Genomic DNA, 22,249 nt, shown 5'->3' with positions numbered 1-22,249 from the left:
GCGGGCCTGGCGGTCTGCCAAGCGGGCGAGCCGCGCTGGCCACGGGCGGACGCGTGGGCTGGCGGGCCGGGCTCCGGCCCGCCAGCCGGCGGGGATCAGCTGCAGCCGGAGGTGCTGCCGCAGCCCTCGCAGATGTGGCAGGAACCCGCCGGGCGCATCTTGATGCCGCAGGTCATGCACAGCGGCGCGTCGGCGGCCTTGCCGAACTTGGCCTCCATGAGCTCCGCGGAGGAGTGCACCTGCGAGCCTGCCGGCTTCGCGGCCTCGGCCGCAGTCGCCTGGGCGTCGGCGGCGGCGTCACCCTGGACCGCGGTGTCCGCCGGCTCCACCCGGGAGGACCCGGCCACACCCTCGGGACGCTTCGCAGCGGCCGGGGCGATCGACTGGCTGTAGGACTCGAGCTGGCTCTCCATGTCCTGCTCGTCCTGCTCACCCGAACCGGAGTCCGAGGAGTACGAGCCACCCTGCGGCGCGTAGGAGCCCGTCTCCAGGTGGCGGGTGCGCTCCTCGGCCGTGTGGATGCCCATGAAGTCACGGGTCTCGAAGTCCATGTAGTCCAGCGCCAGGCGACGGAACACGTAGTCCATGAGCGACTGGGCCATGCGCACGTCGGGGTCGTCGGTCATGCCGGCCGGCTCGAAGCGCAGGTTGCTGAACTTCTCCACGTAGGTCTCCAGCGGCACGCCGTACTGCAGGCCCACCGACACGGCGATGGAGAACGCGTCCATCACACCCGCCAGGGTGGAGCCCTGCTTGCCGAACTTCAGGAAGATCTCGCCCAGCGAACCGTCCTCGTAGGTCCCGGCGGTGAGGTAGCCCTCGGCGCCGCCCACGGCGAAGCTCGTGGTCTGAGCAGTCCGGCGCTTGGGCAGGCGACGGCGCACCGGGCGGTACTCCACGACCTTCTCCACCTGCGGGGCGGCGGTCTCGGCCGTGGCGTCGTCGCCCTCGGCCTCGGCGCCCTTGTTCTCACCCTTGCCGGAGCTCAGTGGCTGGCCGACCTTGCAGTTGTCGCGGTAGACGGCCAGTGCCTTCAGGCCCAGCTTCCAGCCCTCGAGGTAGACCTCCTCGATCTCCTCGACGGTGGCGCGCTCGGGCAGGTTCACCGTCTTGGAGATCGCACCGGACAGGAACGGCTGCACCGCCGCCATCATGCGGACGTGCCCCATCGGGGCGATGGCGCGCTCACCCATCGCGGTGTCGAAGATCTCGTAGTGCTCCTCGGCCAGGCCGGGGGCATCCACCACGTGACCGTGCTCGGCGATGTACTCGACGATCTCGTCGGTCGTGGCCTGGTCGTAGCCCAGCAGCTTCAGCGCACGCGGGATGGTCTGGTTCACGATCTGCATGGAGCCGCCGCCCACCAGCTTCTTGAACTTCACCAGCGAGAAGTCCGGCTCGATGCCGGTGGTGTCGCAGTCCATCATGAAGCCGATGGTCCCGGTGGGCGCCAGCACGGAGGCCTGCGCGTTGCGGTAGCCGTTCTCGTCACCCAGAGCCACGACGGCGTCCCACGCCTCGGTGGCGGCGTCCTGGATGTGGGCGTCCATCTCGTGCATCGGCGCGAGCTGCGCGTTCGCGTCGCGGTGCTGGCGCATCACGCGGTTGTGGGCCTCGGCGTTGCGGGCGTAGCCGGCGTACGGGCCCACCACGGCGGCGAGCTCGGCCGAGCGCTTGTAGGACGCACCGGTCAGCAGCGAGGTGATCGCGGCGGCCAGCTGGCGGCCACCCTCGGAGTCGTAGCCGTGGCCGGTGGCCATGAGCAGGGCACCCAGATTGGCGTAGCCGATGCCGAGCTGGCGGTAGTCGCGGGTGGTCTCGCCGATCGGGTCGGTCGGGAAGTCCGCGAAGCAGATCGAGATGTCCATCGCCGTGATGACCAGCTCGGTGACCGCCTGGAAGCGCTCGACGTCGAAGGTGTCGTCGTCGTTCAGGAACTTCAGCAGGTTCAGGCTCGCCAGGTTGCAGGACGAGTTGTCCAGCGACATGTACTCCGAGCACGGGTTGGAAGCGTTGATGCGGCCGGACTCGGGGTTGGTGTGCCAGTGGTTGATCGTGTCGTCGTACTGGATGCCCGGGTCGGCACACTCCCACGCGGCCTTGGCCATGCGGGTGAACAGGTCGCCGGCGTCCACGGTCTCGATGACGTCACCGGTGGTCCGCGAACGGAGGCCGAACTCCTCCTTGTTCTCCACGGCGCGCATGAACTCGTCGGAGACGCGCACGGAGTTGTTCGCGTTCTGGTACTGCACGGAGGTGATGTCGTCGCCGCCGAGGTCCATGTCGAACCCGGCGTCACGCAGCGCGCGGATCTTGTCCTCCTCGCGCGCCTTGGTGTCGACGAACTCCACGATGTCCGGGTGGTCCACGTCGAGCACGACCATCTTGGCCGCACGACGCGTCGCACCACCGGACTTGATGGTGCCCGCCGAGGCGTCGGCACCACGCATGAAGGACACCGGACCCGAGGCGTTGCCACCGGAGCTCAGGAGCTCCTTGGAGGAGCGGATGCGCGAGAGGTTCAGGCCGGCACCGGAGCCGCCCTTGAAGATGAAGCCCTCCTCGCGGTACCAGTTCAGGATCGAGTCCATCGAGTCGTCGACCGACAGGATGAAGCAGGCCGACACCTGCTGCGGGCTCTTGGTGCCCACGTTGAACCACACCGGGGAGTTGAAGCTGAAGATCTGGTGCAGCAGCGCGTAGGTGAGCTCGTGCTCGAACACCAGCGCGTCGTCCTCGGTGGCGAAGTAGCCGTGCTTCTTGCCGGCGGCCACGTAGGTGAGCACGACGCGGTCGATCAGCTGCTTCAGCCCGGTCTCACGGGCCGGGGTGCCCACGGCGCCACGGAAGTACTTGGTGGTGACGATGGTGGAGGCGTTGGCCGACCAGAACGACGGGAACTCGACGTCCTCCTGCCGGAAGATCACCTCACCGGTCTTCCAGTTGGTCTGCTCGACGGTCCGCTTCTCCCAGGTGACCTCGTCGTAGGGGTGCACGCCCGGGGTGGTGTGGATGCGGTTGATCGTGAGTCCGCCGCCCGGGGTCCGGGTGGGTGCGGGGGCCTGGGTGGTGTCGGTCATGACCTCTCCTTGGTGGGCGGGCGGCCGGTGGCCGTCGGTCGGGATCTGTGGGCTGGTGGTCTGGGCTCGCTGGTCGGTGGCCGAGCGAGGGTGGGCGCGCGAGATCGGCAGGTGCCGCGACCCGGGCCGGGTGGATGAGGCTGTCAGCCGGCGCCGACAACCTGTGCGCTGCGCGCCGTCCGGAGCTCCTCGATGGCGTCCTCGAAGTCCTGCAGGCTGTCGAAGTTGCGGTACACCGATGCGAACCGGAGGTAGGCCACGACGTCGAGCTCCCGCAGGACCGGGAGGACCGCCATGCCGATCTGGTGGGCGTCGATCTCGGCCAGTCCCTCGCAGCGGATGTTCTCCTCCACCTGCTGCGCCAGCAGGTGGAGCTGGTCATCGGTGACCGGGCGGCCCTGGCACGCCTTGCGCACCCCGGACATCACCTTGTCGCGGCGGAACGGCTCGCTCACCCCGGACCGCTTCACCACGCTGAGCGTGGCCGACTCGACGGTCCCGAAGCGCCTGCCGCACCCCGCGCACTGACGCCGACGACGGATCTGCGTGCCCTCGTCCTGGACGCGCGAGTCCACCACCTTGGTGTCCTCGTGGCGACAGAACGGACAGTGCACGAAAACTCCCTCGAAATGGCGAAATCTGGATCATCTTGTGCTGATCTCGGACCAGCACCACTAGATGTAGAGACTACGGCGTCACCTCCGCCGACTGCAAACCCCCTCGGCGACGCCCGCGTCACACCGCCGACAGCACCCCGCGGGGCGGGGCGTGGAGCCCCTCCGGGGCGTCGTGCCACGCCCCTGCACGTCCCACGCTCACCCCGCAACGCCTCGTCCCTGCACGTACCGCGCTTGCCCACGCAACGCCTCGCCCCTCCACGCACCACGCTCACCCACGCCCGCCTACCCGCACCTGGGCCCCGCACCCATGGGTGCGGGGCCCAGGTGGTCGACCTGTCTGCGGCGTCTCAGCGACGGCGGGCGCGTCACTGGCGGTGCCGACGCGACCGGTGTCGACGATCGGACCGGCGGGCGGCTCCTCGTTGGCCGCGTACCAGCGCTTGTCGGCAGGCAGGACACCCTCGGCGACCATGTGGTCGGCCCACTCGTCGTCGCTCATGCCGGAGCCGTGCCGGTCCACCGACCTGTACTCCTCGATCCACTCCCAGCCGGGCTCGGGGAAGTAGTGCACCTCGGAGCCCTCCATCCCGCTGGCCTCCATCGTGGTGCGGTAGATGAGCTCGAGCTCACCGTCGGGAGTGACCAGGTAGGTGGCGTCGCTGAACAGATACGGCCCGAACCCCTTGTCCTTGCTCGGTGCCATGCAGGTCTGGGTCTCGACGGTCACCATCCGTGCGTCGGCCGGCACACCCAGCGTCTCCACCGGGGTCGCCTCGTCACGGGAGTAGTCACGGGTGTAGGACTCGGCGTCACTGGTCACCGTGACCGGCGCCGGCGCGAGCTCCTCGGTCCTGGTGCACTCGTCCTCCGTGGCCATCTTTCCCGTGTCGTGCTGCGCCCCCAGCAGATCCAGGCCGTCCCAGCCGTCGTAGGAGGTGGACGACCTGACGTCCCAGATGGCCAGGCCGTCTTCGCTGAACTCCGGCTGGGTGAACTCACCGTCGACGGACACGGTCCACGGCCGCTCCCCACCGGTCTTCCCCTCACCCAGCTCGACGGTGATGTCCAGCGGGTCCTGCGCCGGGAACATCGAATCGGGTGCCGCCACGGCGCTCTGGGCGGAACCGAGGCCCACCACCGCGGCGGTGAGCACGAGTGCGATCTCCTGACGAGCCATGGTGGCCCTCCCTCTCCCCTGTCGACCGTCTCCGGCCTCTCGAACGGCCGCACTCCGCAGCCTCATTCGGACTCCAAGCAGCCGTCCGCACCGCCGCACGCCCCGTCCTGCCGCTCGGCTGTCGTCCGCCGTGGTCACCACTGCGGCAGATCGGCGTCGTCAGCACGGAAGTCCAGCTGTGCTCCGTCGGCCCCCACCTGCACACCCGTCCAGGTCACGCCGTCGACCACGGGCAGGTACGCGTAGGTCGCCACCCGGGGCAGCAGCCCCTCGACCACGTCCCGGGGAACGTCCACCGTGTCCAGGGAGGCCTCCGCGTCACGCAGGCCCAGCTGTCCGGTGGCGCCGTCGACCACCGGGCGACCCGTGACCCGCACCGGCAGCCGCTCCCCCAGTGCGTCCACCTCCGTGGTGATCGTGAGCAGGCCGTCGTCCGACCCCGAGAGCTGCACACCGGTGGCCTCCGACAGGTCCTCCCAGGTGGTGTCCACACGGCCGGTCGCATCACCGACGTGGACGGGCCCTCGGGCCAGCCCCGTGACGTCGTGGGCCACGACGTCCACGTCCGCCTCCACCTCGTGACCCCGAACGGTCACCCGCACGTCCTGGGCCCCGCCGGTGATGGTCCCGTAGTCGTCACGCAGGACCGACCAGGCCGCCGGCCACCCCTCGACGTGCGCATGGGCCTCACCGCCTGAGGTGCGGTGCACCTCCGAGGCCATGCGGCCCTCCACGTAGCGTCGCAGCAGCCCGTCACCCATCTGTGCGAGCAGCAGGATCGACAACACGACCACCAGCGCGATGAGGCGTCGCCGGGTGAGCCAGGTCATCGACGCCGTCCCCCCAGCTGCCAGGCGAGGCCCGCCGAGGTCGCGGCCAGGACGGCGACGGCCGTGCCCAGCACGGGCACCAACCAGACGGGGTGCCCGGAGGCGCCCACACCCTGGTCGGAGGCCGCCGTCTCCTCGCCGTCGGAGTCCGCCCCGCCGTCACCGCCAGGGCCCCCGCCGTCCTGCGTGCCTTCGGAGGAAGTGCTCCCGTCGTCGCTGCCCTCAGAGGCGTCCCCGGTGGGCTCGGGCTGCGAGCCGGCGTCCCCGTCGTCCGGGGCGTCCTCGTCGTCGTCACCCGCGGGGTCGCCAGCCGGGTCGCCTTCGTCATCGCCGTCCCCGCCCCTGGGCTCCTCCTGCGAATCCCCCGACTCGTCGGCCAGGCTCTCCGAGGGCAGGGGCTCCACGCTCGCCGGCCCGGTCGGGAGACCCGGGGGCACCTCACCCGGGGACGCATCCGCCCCGTTCTCACCGGACGCGGACGGATCCCGACCCGGCGAGGTGCTGGGCGACGGCGTGTCGGGGACCCGCGCAGGGCCCCCATCGGGCGACCAGGTGCTCGCGAGCACGAGGAGCTCCGCGACCCCGGGCGCGACCACGTCCTCGGTGTACCCGCCGTGCACCGGGCGGGCCCTGTGGAACTCCTCCTCCAACGTGGTCGACGAGGTGAGCATCCGGCTCATCCCCGGCGCCGCGTCGCAGACCAGGTCGCCCTCGCTGCAGATGGACAGCACCCGGGAGTACAGCTCCGGCGGGATGACGTCCTGGTCCTCGGCCAGCACCCGAGCGATGCGGCTGTTGGGCACCGACCCGCCGTGGAGCGCGAAGACCTCCTCGATGAGATTGCGCACCGCAGCACGCCGGGACGTGTCACCCTCTGGCCTCGCCTGGGAGCGCAGGTAGGTCAGCGTCGCCGCCAAGCCGATGGAGGGCGTGTCCAGCAGCCCCGCGATCTCCCGCGTGTTCTGCCCCGGGTGGTGGGCAGGGTTGCCGAGCAGGAGCGCACCGGCAAGCGTCGAGCTGTCCGCACCGGAGGCCAGTGCCCTCGTGATGACCTGGGCACCTTGGCTGAAGCCCGCCAGCACCACCGCCTGGTCCGGGCACCTCTCGGCACTGTGCTGGAGGACCCGTCGGAGCTCCTCGCGCCCGGCGTCGACCGACTCGAAGTAGTCCGTCGAGGGCGCGACGGACTCCAGGACGTGCGCTTCCAGCTCGTGTGCCCCCAGCGTGTGCGGGTCGACCGCCGGGTAGTCGAGATAGACCGACCGGACGTCGCCCGACAGCCGCTGGGTCAGCGAGTCCGCGACCCCGCCGACCGTGGCACCCCACGGCGCCTCCTCCCCCGATCCCCGCACACCGACGACCAGCACGTCCTGGCAGGCGAGCTGCTCCAGTCTGTCCGACGACACGGGGTCCACCGCCGACTCCGTGGCGGGCCAACCGGCTGGGTGGTCCTCCGCCTGCGCCACGGGGACCGACCCCAGCCCCACGGACGTGACGAGCAGACCCGTGGCCAGGAGGGCACGGGCCGCTCCTCGCACTTGGGCGGCACCTCGGCCGGACTGCCTCTGCTCCACGCCTCCATTGTGGCGGGAGTCCACCCTGTACCCCACCGCGCGCCATCCCCTCCCGATGACCAGCGTTCCTCCACGTCCCCGATACCAGCCCCTGCCTCCGCAGCACAGGCCCTCCCGGAGGGTCCTCGGCGCCGGCTCCCCGATGTGTGGTGGAGTGACGCCATGCACCTCCCCATGCCCGCACCGAACGAGACCGACCGGCTGCACGAGCTCAGTCGTGACTCCGCGGACCACGACGCCATCACCGATCTCTGGAAGGCCGGCTTCGCGCTCCCGCGCTGGTGGTTCCTCCCCGCAGGGCCCGAGGGTGCTGTCGCTCCCGTCGCCGCCGAGATCGAGGGCACGATGATGCTCCTCGGCTTCACCAGCAGCGAGCGGGCCCGTCACTTCGCGGTGGAGCAGGGCATGTCCGACCCGGAGGAGCCCGCCGACCTGCTGGCCAAGCAGCCGGCGGACATCGTCCGCGGCGCGGACGACTTCATCGCCTCCGGCGTGGAGGGCATCGTCATGGACGTGCACATCTCCGGCTGGTTCGCCCCCTTCGAGGGCCTGAGCCCGATGTGGCGTCGCGTCACCGGCACCACCCTCGACTGACGGCCCTCGAGCAACACCCTTCGCCCCCTCCCCTCGACTCCCCCTCGGCCGGCGCCCCTCGACCTCCCTGTCGGGCTCCGGCCTCGCCCGACGCCCCGGGCCGCTCACGGCCCAGGCCTCCCTCAGGGCTCCGGGACGACCAGCTCCTGACCGGCTTGCACCTCGGAGGTCCCGAGCCCGTTGGCCTCCTGCAGCATCAGCACGCCCTGCTCGACCGGCACCTCGGGGAGGTGCTCGACGGCCACGTGCCCCAAGGTCTGCCCGTCCCCGACCACGACGTGCTGCGCGCCGGAGGCGTCCGGCCCGGCCCCGACCGACTGCCACGCCACGAGCAGCACCAGCGCAACCGCCAGCACCAGGCCCAGCACCTGACGGGCCGCACGTCCGCGAGCCGTCAGCCGCATGCGCGGAGCCGGTCGCTGCGCCTGCCGCCGGAAGGGCGCAGCGTGCACGCCCGCACGCTGCCCCACGACGCCTCGACCGAGACGAGGTGCCTCACAGGTGATCGCGCTCATGTCCACTCCTTCCCCTCCGGACGCCTGTCCGTCGGATGTCTGTACTATGTGTAGCACAGGTGGTCGACGCCCTCCAAGACACGCCCGAACGGATGTCCGCTCGCGCGGGGCCGGGGCGTCGTACCCTGTGACCGCACGGCTGTCGGCCGAGCGCGTGATCGACTCCTCCTTCGCGGGGGGGGAACGCGGGTCCGTCCGACAACACCTGAAGTCAATCGGTGACCACCGACAACATCGGGAGATCGTTGGGAGGACGGCGATCTGCTGAGCACGGCGGCGGTCAGCGACATCGCCCGAGGCACGCCAGACGACCGCCGCGACGACCCAGCGAAGGGGGACCATGACCAACCGGAGGAACGAGCCGGGCCTGCGCCGCAACGAGCCGCTGACCGACCGGCAGACCAGGGTGCTGGAGGTCATCCGACACTCGATCGACGAGCGGGGCTACCCGCCGAGCATGCGCGAGATCGCCGAGCAGGTGGAGCTCGCCTCCGCGAGCTCCGTGCAGCACCAGCTCAACGCGCTGCAGCGCAAGGGCTACATCCGCCGCGACCCCAACCGCCCCCGCGCCCTGGAGATCCTGGACGCCCAGTGGCCGGGTGACCGCGGGTACCGCAAGCTGCCGGAGGACACCTGGGACCCCTCCGAGGCCGCCGACGCCCAGCCGCCGGCCAGCTACGTGCCCGTGGTGGGGCAGATCGCCGCCGGTGGACCGATCCTGGCCGAGGAGCGCGTGGAGGACGTCTTCCCGCTCCCCAAGCAGATCGTCGGTGACGGCGAGCTCTTCCTGCTGCGCGTCAAGGGGGACTCGATGGTCGACGCGGCCATCTGCGACGGCGACTGGGTCGTGGTGCGCCGCCAGCAGGCCGCCATCAACGGCGACATCGTGGCCGCGCTCATCGACGACGAGGCGACGGTGAAGACCTACAAGAAGGTCAAGAACCAGATCTGGCTGCAGCCGCACAACCCCATGTTCGACCCGATCGACGGTAACGACGCCACCATCCTGGGCAAGGTCACCGCGGTCCTGCGCCGCGTCTGATCGCGTCCGGACCGCTCGGGCCCGGGCCGCGCCCGGCCCGAGCGGGGTGCGACAGGTCTCCGGGGACCCGTCGGGGTCCGGCAGGTCCGAGGGGCTCCGGTACGGGTGGGATCGGAGCACGTCCCCGAGCCCTCCCACACGGGGTCACCCCGCCTCGACGGCCACCCCGAGCCGATCGGCGACGGCCAGCAGCGTCTCGTCCACCATCGCGTCCACGGTCAGCGTCGCCTCCCGGTGGGCTCGGTGCCATCCCCGGGTCACCACGGCGACCGGCCCACCGGCGCGGTGCACGTGCCGGGCGAAGCGGTAGCCGCTCATCACCTTGAGGCTCGAGCCGAGCACCAGCAGCCCGTCGGCGCCGTCCACCATCGCATAGGCCCGGTCCACGCGCTCCCGCGGGACGTTCTCCCCGAAGTACACGACGTCCGGCTTGAGCTCGTCGGCCCCGCACACGAGGCAGTCGACCGTGCGGAACGAGGCGACCACCTCCTCGTCCAGGGCCACGTCGCCGTCCGGACGGACCTGCCCGCCCCGCAGCGCGACGTCGCGGTGGTGCGGGTTCAGCTCACCCAGCCGCGCCTGCAGCGACGACCGCTCCTCGACCGCCCCGCACACCAGGCAGACGATGCGCGACAGCGTCCCGTGCAGATCCAGCACGTCCGGCGACCCGGCCCGTTGGTGCAGCCCGTCCACGTTCTGCGTGATCACCCCGGTGATGCCCGCGACCTCACCACCCGCCGCGCCCTCGGCCTGGAGCGCCGCGAGCGCCCGGTGCCCCGCGTTCGGCTGGGCACCGGTGAAGCGCTCCCACCCCACGAAGGCACGCGCCCAGTAGCGCCGCCGGGCCTCGGGACCGGCACGGAAGTCGCCGATCGTCATCGGTTGCACACGCCGCACCCCGTCCGGCCCCCGGTAGTCCGGGATGCCCGAGGCGGTCGACATGCCCGCCCCCGTCACCACCGCCAGCCGCTGCCCGGCCAGCAGCTCGGCCAGGGCCTCCACCTCCTGCGGGGCGGCCCGGACCACGGGCGGCAGGGTCACCGGGCTGTCCACCTCCGGCATCGCGGCGCCCGAGGACCCCTCAGCCACGGCGACGCCCAGCCGTCCTGCGACCCAGCTGCCGTCGTCCGGCGCGTGCCCAACGGCGGGGTGCCCGTCGCCCGACGAGCGACATCCGCCCCGACCCCCGCAGCGCCCGCAGCGCGACCTCGGGGTCGGCCACCTCCGGGTACGGGTAGCGGGCGGGTGCGTCGCGCATGATCAGCTGCGGCGCGTACCGGCGGATGGCCGAGTCCGCCACGCCGTACCCGTGGCGCTCGATGATCTTCTGCTCCTCGTCGCTGAAGGCGTCCATGTCCGTGCGGATCTGGTTGATCTGCGCGGCCACCTCCACGGGATAGCTCTGCGGGACTCGCGAGTCCATCGCCCAGGACGCGCCCTCCAGCACACCCCAGTTGAAGGCCGAGTGCAGCCAGCGCAGCCGCGTGACCTCCCCACCACCGGCCGCGATGCTGATGACGTGCAGGATCCGCCCCAAGGGCGTCCGCGCGCTGCGGGCCCGGAAGACCGCTCCCCCGTCGCTCACCAGCACCGAGGCGTGGTCGCGCCAGACCGGCTCGAGCGCGAGGTTGTCGTAGATGCCGCCGTCCAGCAGCTGCACCGTGCGCGAGATCCGGGGCCTCGCCGCCGCGTCCACCTGCCCCACCCGGCCGCCGGTGAGGTCCAGCGTCGAGGCGTCGATGTCGAACGGCGCGAAGTACGGCGGGTAGGCGCTGGAGGCCGCCACGACGTCCGCCAGGCGCAGCCCCGCCGGCGGCTCGCCGTACCCGAGGCGGTAGTCCCCCACCCGCCCGCGGGGCGCGTGGGCCCGGGGGTCGGCAAAGGTCCAGTTCACCCCGTGCGCGAGCTCGGTCGCCTCGACCACCACGGCGGGGCCGCTGGTGCGGTGCGCGTCGCGCAGGTCGGTCGCCCACCAGTCGACCTGACCGACGAGCTGGTCGGCCAGCATCCGCGAGCTCGTGTCCGGCGAGCGGCGCACCTTGGGGCCGAACCCGGAGACCATCGCCCGCGTGCGCAGGTTGCGGCTGGTCAGCCGCCGGACCGGCTCGGCCACGTACTCCTCGAAACCGGTGACGCGGGGCGCCGAGAACAGACCACCGGGCACCGTGTCGCCCCGCGGCAGGGGCGGTGCGCTGGGGTCGGGCTCCACGAGGTCGGCCGAGTCGATGCTCTGCGAGAGGGCGTCCGCGTCGGGCCACCCGAGCCGTGGGGCGGCCAGCAGCATCGCCGCGATGGAGCCGCCCGAGACCGCCGAGACCGTCCGCAGCTGACCGAGCATGCCCAGCTCGTTGAGGCGGCGCAGCGCCCCCAGGTGGAACAGGGCCGCCCGGAAGCCACCACCCGAGAGGCACAGCGCGGTCCCGCGACGCGGTCCTCGCCAGCTGGGGCCGTGGTGCGCCTCGTCCCGCGCGGCGGCCATCTGCGCGCCGGCGGGGTCCGGGAGGTGGGTCTCAGGCACGTGGAGCATCACACCACACCCGACCCACCGACCTCCGGGCCCTTCTGCCTCGCGCACCCTAGGCGCCAGGGCCTCCGGGTGCGACGCCCGCGGCTCAGCGCACGACGCCCCGCGGGTCAGCGCACCGCGAAGGGGCTCAGCACCTCCAGCGCCCGGTCGACGTCCGCGCGGGTGTTCCAGGCGTGGAAGCTCAACCGCACCCCGCCGGCCCGCTGGGAGAGCGTCAGGCCCGCCCGCTCGGCGGCCGCCGCGGCCCCCTCCGGCATGGCCAGGCTCACGATGGCCGAGTCCGAGGCCGGCAGCCCCAGCCCCTCGCGCAGCGCGTTGGTGAGGCCCACGTCGTGCGCCCGCACCGCGGCGGTGGGCACCCGGAGGAAGTCCTCCAGCGCCGCGACCGCACCGGGCCACAGCGGCCACCCCGGGGAGACGTCGAAGCGCGAGGCCCGCGGGGACAGCGTCATCGTGGGGCCGTACATCGAGTCCCATACGACGTCCCCGGCGTACCAGCCCGCGTCCAGCGGCACGAGCATCCCGGCCGCCCGGTCGGACACCGTCATGTACGCCACCCCTCGCGGGTGGCAGAGCCACTTGTAGGCCGAGCAGACGGTCACGTCCGCCAGCGAGGCATCGACCGGGGACCAGCCGGCCGACTGGGTGATGTCGCAGACGGTCAGCGCGCCGACCTCGGCGGCCGCGGCCCGCACGTCCTCAGGACGGGTCAGGCCGCCGCAGGCCGACTGGACGTGGCTGTAGACCACCGCGGCGGTCCGGTCGGTCAGCGCAGAGCACAGCTCGGCCCGCGGCACCGACCGCACGGTGATCCGACCGCCCGAACCGCTCGGGTGCGGCCGCTGCGCCTGCACCAGGAAGGGGTAGACGAGGCTGGAGAAGTCCCCCTCCACCACCACGACCTCGGCCCCGTCCGACAGCCCCGCGGCGACCATGCCGACGAACACCGAGGTCTGCGAACCGGTCGCCACCCGCTCGGCGGGGACGCCCACGAGCTGTCCGTAGAGCGCCCGGGCCCGCTCGACCAGCTCGTGGTAGCCGGTCGGCGAGACGTCACCGGTCGTCCAGCGCCGCGCGTCCCGGGCCATCGCCTCGGTGGTGGCCCGCGTCGGGAGCCCGCACGTGGCGGCGTTCAGGTAGCCCCCGGTGGTCGCGAACTGGTCCCGCAGCCAGGCGACGTCCTGCAGCTCGGGCGGCTCGACGGCGTGGGCGGGGGTCGATCTCGTCGACCGAGTGGGCAGCTCGGAGCGGGCAGGTGCTGACATGGAACGATTCTCGATCGCCGCGACGAATTACACAATGGCGCAACACTTTGCGGGCGACTAACAAACGCTTACAGTGACCCCATGATCGACACGGCTGGGCTGCGCATCATGCGCGCCATCGCGGAGCAGGGGTCCTTCACCGCTGCCGCCCACTCGCTGGGCTACACCCAACCTGCCATCTCGCAGATGGTCCGTCGTCTCGAGGGGCGCATCGGCACCCCGCTGGTGGAGCGCCAGGGTCGCACCGTCCGGCTGACGCAGGCCGGGCAGGTGCTCGCACGGCACGCCGTCACCGTGCTCACCCTGCTGGACACCGCCGAGCAGGAGCTCAGCGCCATCGCGGGGCTGGAGTCCGGCCGGGTGCGCGTCGCCGCCTTCCCCTCCTCCACGGCCTCGCTGGTCCCGCAGGCGCTGCGCGACCTGCGCTCGGAGCACCCCGCCATCGAGATCCAGCTGACCGAGGCCGAGCCGCCGGAGTCCCTGGCCGCGCTGCGGGACGGTCGCTGCGACCTCGCCGTCGCGTTCTCCCACTCGGGCACCACCGTCGGGCGCGAGGTCGACAACCTGGCCGGGCTGGAGATCCGCGACATCCTCACCGACGAGATGCTCATCGCCCTGCCCGAGGACCACCCGCAGGCCACCGGCGAGACGGTCGACCTCTCCGCACTGGCCGACGACCCGTGGATCGCCGGGTGCGCGCGCTGCCGGGGGCACCTCATGCACCTGGGCCAGGAGGCCGGCTTCGTGCCCCGCGTGGAGTTCCAGACCGAGGACTACGTCGCCGTGCTGGGCCTCGTCTCCGCCGGGCTGGGCGCCGCCCTGGTGCCGCGGATGGTGCTGCGCCACGTCCGGCACGCCGGTGTCGTCGCCCTGCCGCTGCAGGAGAGCTCGCGGCGCACCATCCACGCCGTGACGACGGCGGACCTGCTCCGCGTCCCCTCCGTCTCCGCGATGATGGACGCCCTGTGCGGTGCCGCCCACGTGATGGAGCAGGAGCTCACCGGCACCGGTCCGGTCGCGACCTCCTGACGGCCGCGCCCGGGGCCACACCTGGCCGGGGGCCAGGATCCGGTCCCCGGTCGACATCTCACCCGGGCGAGATGTCCCTCCCCTCAGCGGGCACCTCGTCACAGGCGACCCCACCACAGGGCACCGCTGCCGGACTCCCGCCCCACCACGACGTCGCCGTGGTCGAGGGTGGACACCATCGTCGACCCGGCGGCCGCGAGCCGCTCCAGGGTCCGCGGGGCGGGGTGCCCGTAGTCGTTGTCCTGCCCGACGCTCACCAGCGCCAGTGGTGCACCTCGCTCGAGCAGGCCCTCTCCCTGACTGGCCGATCCGTGGTGGGGCACCTTGAGCACGTCCACCGGCATCTCCCGACTGAGCCGGTGCACGGCGTCCCCACCGGTCTCCTCGAGATCCCCGGTGACCAGGACGTGCACTGGCCGGCCCTCCCCCTCGGCACCTGGGGTGGCGACCGTGGCGTGCAGCACCAGGCTGCCGTCGTTGCGGCTGTCGTCCTCGGCGAGCCGAGCCTGCTCCCGCGGCCAGAGGGCGTTCCACTGCGTGCTCCCGGTGACCGCGGTCGCTCCCGGGGCCAGGGCCTCGATGCGGACTCCCCGGGCCCGCGCGACCTCGCGCCACTCCGCCGGGTGGCCGGGCTGCATCGGACGTGCCAGGTCCGCCGAGGAGGCCCACACCCGCTCCACCGGGACGGCGTCGAGCACCGCCGCGAGGTTGCCGCTGTGGTCGGCGTGGCTGTGGGTGACCACCACGGCGTCCAGGGCGGTCACCCCCGCCCGGTCCAGGCACCGGGCGACGCGGGAGTCCGGCGGTCCGGTGTCCACGAGCTGGCCCTTATACACATCTAAAAAAAAACCACAGCTTACCGGAGGCGGCGCCGCCGGCTAGAAACGCCGCGCAGAGCGCCATGATCTCCGCCATCACCACCAGGGGGGCCCGAGCAGCCAGGCCGCCCCGGCCCCCGCCAGCAGCACCAGCCCCAGGTCGAGGGCCACGACCGGAGGACCGACTCCTCCCGACCCCGGCCGTGCTCCCACCGGCCGTCCCCGCGCCGCCCCTCCCCACCACAGGACACCGCGACACGACAGGACCCGCACACCCCGCCCCACCGCGGGCGCCAGCAGGACGATGGCGGTGGTGAGCACGCCGAGCCCGAGCGCCGCCGGGCCGTTGGCCGGCCAGGGGATCGCACCGTGGGGGACAGCTGCTCCCCAGCGGGCCACGAGACCGATGAGCTGTGCCGGCACGGCGGCCGCCCAGGCCAGCGCCGCGGCCACCGGTGGCAGCACCGGGTGCACCAGCACTACGAGCACCCCGCAGATCGTCGCCGGCGCCACGAGCGGAGCGGCCAGCAGGTTGGTCAGCAGCCCGATGACGCTGATCTGCCCCTGCAACATCGCGACCACCGGTGAGGTCGTGACCGCCGCTGCGACGGGGATGACCAGCGCCTGCGCGAGGGGCTCGGGCACCCGCGGCCACCGCCGGCGCAGCGCCGCGGCCCAGGGACGGACGAAGACGACCAGACCCAGCGTCGCGAGCACCGAGAGCGCGAACCCGTAGGAGCGGGCCAGCCAGGGGTCCCAGACCAGCAGCACGACCATGCTCGTGGCCAGCGCGGGGAAGGACGCCGCACGCTGCGAGACGGTCATGCCCGCCAGGGCGACCGCACCCATGGCCCCGGCCCGGAGCACCGACGGCTCGGGGCGGGCGAGCACGACGAACCCCACCAGACCTGCACCGGCCACCCACGGCCGGGCCCGTCTCGGGAGCCCGAGCCCGGAAGCCGCCCACAGCACCGCGCCCACGACGATCGCCACGTTGGATCCGCTCACCGCGCTGAGGTGCGTCATGCCGGTCTCGGTCATCGCCTCGGTGAGCTCCTCCGGTGTCAACGAGGTGTCCCCGAGCACCAGCCCCGGCACCAGGCCACGCGCATCGGCCCACACGGGGTCCACCGACTCCCGCAGCCCGGCCCGCAGGCCCTCGGCGACCCGCCACCCACCACCGGGCGGCACCACCTCCTGCGGCCCGCGCGAGGGCGTGAGGACGGCCACCACGTCGTCACCCGGTTCGCTCGGCGAGAGCCGTCCGCTCACGGTGAGTCGGGTGCGCCAGGTCAGGTCCTCCCACGCGGCGTCCGGGCGCGCCAGCACCAGGAGCGGGGCGTCGCTGCGGGACTCCTGTCCCCGGTGGACGATGCGCTTCGCCCGGGCCCGGACCAGCACGAGCTCGCTGCGGCCGAAGCGCCCCTCGGTCACCACCCGTCGCGCGTCGGCCTCGACCACCACGTCCGCCGTGACCACCGACTCCTGCTCGACCGCCCCTGCCACCACCCCCTGCTGGCGCTGCGTGGCGGCCAAGGTGGAGGCGCCCACGACCAGTCCCGTCACGAGGGCGGTGGCCACCACGGTGCGTCCCCAGGGGGCACGGTGCGCCGTCAGCAGTCCCGCCACGCCGACCACCGCGCACGTGGCCACCACCGCCCACCGCAGGGGCGTGACCCAGGCCAGGGCGGCCGCTCCCACGGCCCACGCCACGAGGGCCGGCAGCAGCAGGCGCAGGTCGGCCACCTCGGCCACCCGCTCGTGCGGCCCCGCAGCGGGTGCGCCCGCATGAGAGGGGCCCAGCACCCCGTCTGCCTCTCCCACCTCCGTCACCTGCCCAGTCCCCGGAACCTGCCCCGTCCGCGTGGCCGGCCGCGCCGCCAACACCTGCTCGCCGACCACCTCCGCGGCCCTCACCCGACGGTGACGTGGGGCCGGAGCGTCTCGAGCGTCTTCTCCCCGATGCCGCTGACCTCCATGAGCTCGTCCACCGAGGTGAACTGCCCGTTCTCCTCCCGCCAGGCCAGGATGTGCTCCGCCGTCACCGGCCCCACACCGGGGAGCTCCTCGAGGGCGGACTGATCGGCGGCGTTGAGGTCCACGACCGCCCCAGCCGCTGCGCCCCCGGCAGCGGCGTCACCGCTCGCGCCACCTGCCCCGTCCCCGGACGCGCCCTCACCAGCGCCTCCACCCGGACCACCGGCAGCCGCCCCGCCAGGAGCACTGCCCGGAGCGCCCGCTCCACCGGCCGCCGGGGTCGGTGGCTCCTCGCCCGGTCGCAGCACCACCACCTGCTCACCGTCCGTCACCGGCCGCGCGAGGTTCAGCGCCGTCCGGTCGGCCTCCCGCGTCATGCCACCGGCCGCCTCGACCGCGTCCCCGATGCGGCCGCCGACCGGCAGGGTCACCACCCCGGGATCCCGCACGGCCCCGACGACGTGCACCGTCACCTCCTGCGCGGCGGCCGACTCCGCACCAGAAGGACCGCCGGGACCACCTGCCCCGTTCGTCCCGGCAGGTCCAGCAGATCCGTCAGGGCCGGACGAGCCGGGCGCCCCACCCGCAGAGGCGGACGGCGCGGCCGCCTCCCCGCTCCCCGGTGGGCCACCGCCGTCGCCCGGCGCCTCCCCCGTGGGACCCGCACCGTCACCTCCCGGGGAGCCGGCCGGGTCCGCCCCTGCACCAGCCGTCCCGGCGACCGGGTGCACGGCCGACTGCCGCCCCGTCCACCAGGTCCACCCCGCCAGCGCCAGCACCACCACCAGCACGAGGACCGCCAGCGCCCGCACCGCGGAGGCACCCGGCGCCACGCGCGCCCCGGCCACCGACGAGGGCAGCTCCACAGCATCCAGCGCAACCCCGACGACTCCCCGCCCCTGCACGGCCTCCTGCTCCGCGTCAGCTCCTCGCCGCGCGGCCCACACCAGCCGGTCGTCCGACTCCCGGTCCACGGACACCACCCCCTGGACCGCACGCTAGGAGCGGCGCACGAGCGGAGGGGGCCGGGTGAGCAGCGGCCTGTGGACGAGCCGTCAGGCGCTCGGGGCCCACCTCCCCGGGTCACCCTCGACCCGCGGCGTGACGACGATCGCCACCGTTCCCACACCCGTGTGTGCCCCCACCGTCGCGCCGAGGTGCGAGACCCGGACGTCCACCGGGTCGTCGAGCACGGCCTCCAGCCCCTCGGCCATCTCCCGGGCCACGTCCTCACGGCCCAGGTGGTGCACCGACACGTCGACCGCCACGCCCCGCCCCTCGGCGAACTCGTCCTCGGTGAGGCTGTCGACCACCGCGTCCGACTGCGCGGCCGCCGCCTCCTGTCCCCAGGCCAGCAGCGCCTGCCGCGCCGCCCGCAGGGTCCGCACCTTCTGCCAGCCGTCGACCGTGCCGTCCCGGGCCACCTGCAGCAACGGCTTCACGGCCAGCGCCGTCCCGAGGAAGGCCTGTGCCGCACCGATGCGGCCACCCCGCCGCAGGCGGTCCAGCGACTCCACGACGAAGCGCGCCTGGGTACGGTCCGCGGTCGCCTCCACGACGCGCACCACCTCCTCGACGTCGCCGCCCGCCGCGGCCACCCGGGCACCGGCGAGCACCGGCGCGGCCAGCCCGCCGGACACGCTGCGGGAGTCCAGCACCGTCACCGGCAGCCCGGTGCTCTCGGCGGCCCCGCGGGCGACCTCGACGGCGCCCGACATGCGACCCGACAGGTGAACGCTCACCACGTGCTCGGCCCCGGCGTCCAGCGCCTCGCGCCAGACCCGCTCGAAGTCCGCCGGCCCCGGCGAGGCGGTGCTCACGGCGGCCCGGGACTCCAGCGCCGTCACGAGCTCGCCGGCGTCCAGGTCCTCGCCCTCGCGGTGGCTCGTGCCGTCCACCACCACGTGGAGCGGCACCACCCCCACGGCGGTCGCCTCGTCACCGGCCCCACCATCGAGCGCGAGCTCGGCGGTGGAGTCGGTCACCAGGGCGACGCGGGCCGTCATCAGATGACGATGTTGACGAGGGACGGCTGCTTGACGATCACCTTGCGCACCGGTGCCCCGTCGATGAACGACTGCACGCGCTCACTCGCGAGGGCCTGCTCCTCCAGCGCGGCGGCGTCGATGTCCGGGGCGACCTCCAGCCGGTCCCGCACCTTGCCCTTGATCTGCACCACGCAGGTGACCGTCTCGGCCACCAGCTGAGACTCGTCGGCCTCCGGGAAGGGCTCGGTGGCCAGCGACTGCTCGTGCCCCAGACGGGCCCACAGCTCCTCGGCCAGGTGCGGGGCCAGTGGCGCCACCATCTGCACCAGCGGCTCGGCCACCGCGCGGGGGACGGCGTCCAGCTTGGTCACCACGTTGGTCAGCTCGATGAGCTTGGACACCGCGGTGTTGAAGCGCAGGTTGTCGTAGTCCTCCCGCACCGCGGCGATGGTGCGGTGCAGCGCCCGGCTGGTCTCCGTGTCCGGCTCGTCGGCCGTCACGCGGACCTCACCGGTCGACTCGTCGACGACGGCGCGCCACAGCCGCTGCAGGAAGCGCTGCGAGCCGACCACGGCACGCGTCTCCCAGGGACGGGAGGCGTCCAGCGGGCCCATGGACATCTCGTAGACGCGGAAGACGTCCGCCCCGTACTGCTCGCACATCTCGTCCGGCGTCACGACGTTCTTCAGCGACTTGCCCATCTTCCCGTACTCGCGGGTGACCGGCTGGCCGTTCCACGTGTACAGGACGCCGTTCTGCGCCTCCGGGTGGTCGGTCGCCTCGACCTCCTCGACCTCGGCCGCCGGCACCGGCTGGCCGCGGTCGTCGCGGTAGGCGTAGGCCTGCACCATGCCCTGGTTGAACAGGCGGCGGAACGGCTCGTCGGAGCTCAGGTGGCCCAGGTCGAACAGGACCTTGTGCCAGAAGCGGGCGTACAGCAGGTGCAGCACCGCGTGCTCCACGCCGCCCACATACAGGTCCACGCCACCGGGGTCGCCGTCCACGCCCTCGCCGAAGCCGCGGCCCGGGCCCATCCAGTACTCCTCCAGCTCCGGGTCCACGAAGGCCTCGGAGTTGGTCGGGTCCGCGTAGCGCAGCTCGTACCAGCACGAGCCGGCCCAGTTGGGCATCGTGTTCGTCTCGCGGCGGTACTGCCTGGGGCCGTCGCCCAGGTCGAGGGTGACGTTCACCCACTCCTCGTTCCGGCCGAGCGGGGACTCCGGCTGGGTGTCCCAGTCCTCCGGGTCGTAGGTCTTCGGGCTGTAGTCGGCCACCTCGGGCAGCTCGACGGGCAACTGGTCGGCCGGGACGGCGTGGGCGCGCCCGTCCTCGTCCCACACGATGGGGAACGGCTCGCCCCAGTAGCGCTGGCGGCTGAACAGCCAGTCGCGCAGCTTGTAGGTGACCGTGCGGTGACCGGCGCCGGTGGACTCCAGGTGCTCCAGCATCCGCTCCTTGGCCTCGTCGACGCCCAGGCCGTTGAGGTCCACCTCGTCGTTGGCCGAGTTGATGGCCGGGCCCTCGCCGGTGAAGGCGGTGGTCTCGTCGTGGTCCTCCGGCGGCTGCACCGTGCGCACGACCGGCAGCTCGTGGGCGGTGGCGAAGTCGAAGTCGCGCTGGTCCTGCCCCGGCACGGCCATCACCGCGCCGGTGCCGTAGCCCATGAGCACGTAGTCGGCGACGAAGACCGGGATCTGCTCGCCGGTCGCGGGGTTCGTGGCCCAGATGCCGGTGAACACGCCGGTCTTGGCCTTGTCGTCGGCCTGCCGGTCCAGGTCGGACTTGCGGCTGGTGGCCTCCCGGTAGGCGGCCACCGCCTCGGCCGGGGTGGCGTGCCCGCCGGTCCAGGCTTCCACCGTGCCCTCGGGCCAGGCGGCGGGCACCGCATCGGCCACGGGGTGCTCGGGGGCGGCGACCATGAAGGTGGCGCCGAACAGCGTGTCCGGACGGGTGGTGAACACCTCCAGGTGCGGCTGGCCGTGGGGGCCGGTGCCCACGCCGCTGTCCTTCGGCACGGCGACGTCGAAGAACACGGCGGCGCCGGTGCTGCGGCCGATCCAGTTGCGCTGCATGCTGGCCACCGACTCCGGCCACTGCAGGCGGTCCAGGTCGTCCACCAGGCGGTCGGCGTAGGCGGTGATGCGCATCATCCACTGCGGCAGGTTGCGCTGGAAGACCGGGAAGTTGCCGCGCTCGGAGCGGCCCTCGACGGTGACCTCCTCGTTGGCCACCACGGTGCCCAGGCCGGGCACCCAGTTCACCGGGGCGTCGCTCAGGTAGGCCAGACGGCGGGAGTCGATGGCGTCCGCGCGCTCCCCCGCATCGAGCTCGTCCCAAGGACGACCGTCGGGGGTGGGCACCTCGCCGGCGGCGTAGGCGGCCTCGAGCTCCTCGATCGGGCGGGCGCGGCCGGTGGTGCCGGGGCGGCGGCCGGGGGCCTCGGGGTCGTACCAGGAGTCGTAGATGCGGGTGAAGATCCACTGCGTCCAGCGGTAGTACTCGGGGTCGATCGTCGCGTAGGTGCGCTGGTCGTCGTGGCTCAGGCCCAGCTGGCGCAGCTGCCGCTGGTAGGTCTTGATGTTCGCCTCGGTGGTGGTCCGCGGGTGCTGGCCGGTCTGCACCGCGTACTGCTCGGCGGGCAGGCCGAAGGCGTCGAAGCCCATCGTGTAGAGCACGTTGCGGCCGGTGGTGCGCTGGTAGCGCGCGTAGACGTCGGTGGCGATGAAGCCCAGCGGGTGGCCGACGTGCAGGCCCGCCCCCGAGGGGTAGGGGAACATGTCCTGGATCATCAGCTTGGGGCGCTGCGCCACGGCCTCGCGCTCGGCGGGGTCCTGCGGCGCCAGGTCGCCGACCGGGTTCGGGGCGCGGAAGGTGCCCTCGGCCTCCCAGCGGTCCTGCCAGCGGGCCTCGATCTCGTCGGCCAGGCGCGGGGTGTACCGGAACGGGGTCTCGTCGCGGTCGTTCTCGCTCATGAGTTCTCCTGACGGTGAGGCGTGCGTGACGGTCGGCGTACCGCGCGGACTGCGTCCCGACATGAAAAAGCCCCTCGCACAGGAGGGGTGGCCGCGATGCTCAGTGCGTCATCGCGGCTGCGGAAGGAGCAGGGGCGCGGTCGGCATGCGCACAGGTTAGCGCACGGCGGCGCGGCGCGGTGTGTCGTCGCGCTGTGCACATGCCGGGCTACCTGCGCCGTGGGCCGGAGCACTCGGGCCA

Annotated in this window: 17 protein-coding genes; 3 read left to right on the top strand and 14 right to left on the bottom strand. The window is 72.9% G+C overall.

What is annotated here, in order from left to right; genetic code table 11:
• Window positions 1-95 precede the first annotated feature (95 nt).
• From ACY8FT_RS02045 to ACY8FT_RS02025, 5 genes are all read right to left on the bottom strand, one after another.
• Entirely contained in the window at window positions 96-3,080 is a 2,985-nt protein-coding gene (locus tag ACY8FT_RS02045) for a vitamin B12-dependent ribonucleotide reductase (RefSeq protein ID WP_462417283.1), read from the bottom strand.
• Window positions 3,081-3,223: 143 nt separating this feature from the next.
• The gene (gene nrdR / locus ACY8FT_RS02040) at window positions 3,224-3,694 is read right to left on the bottom strand and encodes a transcriptional regulator NrdR (protein WP_462417282.1); all 471 of its coding nucleotides are present in this window, start codon (window positions 3,692-3,694) and stop codon (window positions 3,224-3,226) included.
• A gap of 274 nt (window positions 3,695-3,968) precedes the next feature.
• Complete coding sequence (locus ACY8FT_RS02035) at window positions 3,969-4,877, bottom strand: hypothetical protein (protein ID WP_462417281.1); 909 nt, start codon at window positions 4,875-4,877, stop codon at window positions 3,969-3,971.
• A 134-nt stretch (window positions 4,878-5,011) separates the two neighbouring features.
• Entirely contained in the window at window positions 5,012-5,707 is a 696-nt protein-coding gene (locus ACY8FT_RS02030; RefSeq protein WP_462417280.1) for a hypothetical protein, read from the bottom strand.
• The gene (locus ACY8FT_RS02025; RefSeq protein ID WP_462417279.1) at window positions 5,704-7,281 is read right to left on the bottom strand and encodes a cutinase family protein; all 1,578 of its coding nucleotides are present in this window, start codon (window positions 7,279-7,281) and stop codon (window positions 5,704-5,706) included. The genes ACY8FT_RS02030 and ACY8FT_RS02025 overlap by 4 nt, the downstream gene beginning before the upstream one ends.
• 174 nt (window positions 7,282-7,455) lie before the next feature.
• Between ACY8FT_RS02025 and ACY8FT_RS02020 the strand changes: the two genes are divergently transcribed.
• Window positions 7,456-7,875, top strand: coding sequence for a hypothetical protein (locus tag ACY8FT_RS02020; protein WP_462417278.1), 420 nt, complete (start codon window positions 7,456-7,458; stop codon window positions 7,873-7,875).
• 122 nt (window positions 7,876-7,997) lie between these two features.
• Here the strand turns inward: ACY8FT_RS02020 and ACY8FT_RS02015 are convergent, their stop codons facing one another.
• Window positions 7,998-8,327 carry a LysM peptidoglycan-binding domain-containing protein gene (locus ACY8FT_RS02015; RefSeq protein ID WP_462417277.1) on the bottom strand — a complete coding sequence of 110 codons (330 nt, stop codon included), beginning with the start codon at window positions 8,325-8,327 and terminating at the stop codon, window positions 7,998-8,000.
• Window positions 8,328-8,730: 403 nt separating this feature from the next.
• Between ACY8FT_RS02015 and lexA the strand changes: the two genes are divergently transcribed.
• Complete coding sequence (gene lexA / locus ACY8FT_RS02010; RefSeq protein ID WP_462417276.1) at window positions 8,731-9,432, top strand: transcriptional repressor LexA; 702 nt, start codon at window positions 8,731-8,733, stop codon at window positions 9,430-9,432.
• Between the two features lie 144 nt (window positions 9,433-9,576).
• On the opposite strand, the gene ACY8FT_RS02005 is transcribed toward lexA, so the two are convergent.
• The 3 genes from ACY8FT_RS02005 to ACY8FT_RS01995 form a co-directional block, all read right to left on the bottom strand.
• Window positions 9,577-10,521 carry a Sir2 family NAD-dependent protein deacetylase gene (locus ACY8FT_RS02005; RefSeq protein ID WP_462417275.1) on the bottom strand — a complete coding sequence of 315 codons (945 nt, stop codon included), beginning with the start codon at window positions 10,519-10,521 and terminating at the stop codon, window positions 9,577-9,579.
• Complete coding sequence (locus ACY8FT_RS02000; RefSeq protein ID WP_462417274.1) at window positions 10,514-11,950, bottom strand: patatin-like phospholipase family protein; 1,437 nt, start codon at window positions 11,948-11,950, stop codon at window positions 10,514-10,516. The genes ACY8FT_RS02005 and ACY8FT_RS02000 overlap by 8 nt, the downstream gene beginning before the upstream one ends.
• A 116-nt stretch (window positions 11,951-12,066) precedes the next feature.
• The gene (locus tag ACY8FT_RS01995) at window positions 12,067-13,224 is read right to left on the bottom strand and encodes an aminotransferase class V-fold PLP-dependent enzyme (RefSeq protein ID WP_462417273.1); all 1,158 of its coding nucleotides are present in this window, start codon (window positions 13,222-13,224) and stop codon (window positions 12,067-12,069) included.
• An 81-nt stretch (window positions 13,225-13,305) separates the two neighbouring features.
• Here ACY8FT_RS01995 and ACY8FT_RS01990 point away from each other — a divergent pair, with 81 nt between their 5' ends.
• Window positions 13,306-14,253, top strand: a complete 948-nt coding sequence (locus ACY8FT_RS01990) for a LysR family transcriptional regulator (protein WP_462417272.1) — start codon at window positions 13,306-13,308, stop codon at window positions 14,251-14,253.
• A gap of 98 nt (window positions 14,254-14,351) precedes the next feature.
• Here ACY8FT_RS01990 and ACY8FT_RS01985 read toward each other — a convergent pair whose 3' ends face one another.
• The 5 genes from ACY8FT_RS01985 to leuS all read right to left on the bottom strand — a co-directional run bounded on the left by ACY8FT_RS01985 (window position 14,352) and on the right by leuS (window position 22,008).
• Window positions 14,352-15,071, bottom strand: a complete 720-nt coding sequence (locus ACY8FT_RS01985; protein WP_462417271.1) for a ComEC/Rec2 family competence protein — start codon at window positions 15,069-15,071, stop codon at window positions 14,352-14,354.
• Between the two features lie 96 nt (window positions 15,072-15,167).
• Entirely contained in the window at window positions 15,168-16,895 is a 1,728-nt protein-coding gene (locus ACY8FT_RS01980; protein ID WP_462417270.1) for a ComEC/Rec2 family competence protein, read from the bottom strand.
• An 89-nt stretch (window positions 16,896-16,984) separates the two neighbouring features.
• Entirely contained in the window at window positions 16,985-18,022 is a 1,038-nt protein-coding gene (locus ACY8FT_RS01975) for a helix-hairpin-helix domain-containing protein (RefSeq protein WP_462417269.1), read from the bottom strand.
• An 81-nt stretch (window positions 18,023-18,103) separates the two neighbouring features.
• Window positions 18,104-19,054 carry a DegV family protein gene (locus ACY8FT_RS01970; protein WP_462417268.1) on the bottom strand — a complete coding sequence of 317 codons (951 nt, stop codon included), beginning with the start codon at window positions 19,052-19,054 and terminating at the stop codon, window positions 18,104-18,106.
• On the bottom strand, window positions 19,054-22,008 hold the full coding sequence (gene leuS / locus ACY8FT_RS01965; RefSeq protein ID WP_462417267.1) for a leucine--tRNA ligase: 2,955 nt from the start codon (window positions 22,006-22,008) through the stop codon (window positions 19,054-19,056). The genes ACY8FT_RS01970 and leuS overlap by 1 nt, the downstream gene beginning before the upstream one ends.
• Window positions 22,009-22,249 lie beyond the last annotated feature (241 nt).

This window comes from Kytococcus sp. Marseille-QA3725, from assembly GCF_054950055.1.
Note: the sequence above shows the minus strand (reverse complement) of the source record. Positions and strands in the feature narration are given on the sequence as shown.

Coding starts and splice junctions, on each gene's coding strand:
- ACY8FT_RS02045 (WP_462417283.1), bottom strand. CDS start 3,080: ATGACCGACACCACCCAGGCCCCCGCACCCACCCGGACCCCGGGCGGC.
- ACY8FT_RS01995 (WP_462417273.1), bottom strand. CDS start 13,224: ATGTCAGCACCTGCCCGCTCCGAGCTGCCCACTCGGTCGACGAGATCG.
- ACY8FT_RS02020 (WP_462417278.1), top strand. CDS start 7,456: ATGCCCGCACCGAACGAGACCGACCGGCTGCACGAGCTCAGTCGTGAC.
- ACY8FT_RS02035 (WP_462417281.1), bottom strand. CDS start 4,877: ATGGCTCGTCAGGAGATCGCACTCGTGCTCACCGCCGCGGTGGTGGGC.
- leuS (WP_462417267.1), bottom strand. CDS start 22,008: ATGAGCGAGAACGACCGCGACGAGACCCCGTTCCGGTACACCCCGCGC.
- ACY8FT_RS01970 (WP_462417268.1), bottom strand. CDS start 19,054: ATGACGGCCCGCGTCGCCCTGGTGACCGACTCCACCGCCGAGCTCGCG.
- ACY8FT_RS01990 (WP_462417272.1), top strand. CDS start 13,306: ATGATCGACACGGCTGGGCTGCGCATCATGCGCGCCATCGCGGAGCAG.
- ACY8FT_RS02030 (WP_462417280.1), bottom strand. CDS start 5,707: ATGACCTGGCTCACCCGGCGACGCCTCATCGCGCTGGTGGTCGTGTTG.
- lexA (WP_462417276.1), top strand. CDS start 8,731: ATGACCAACCGGAGGAACGAGCCGGGCCTGCGCCGCAACGAGCCGCTG.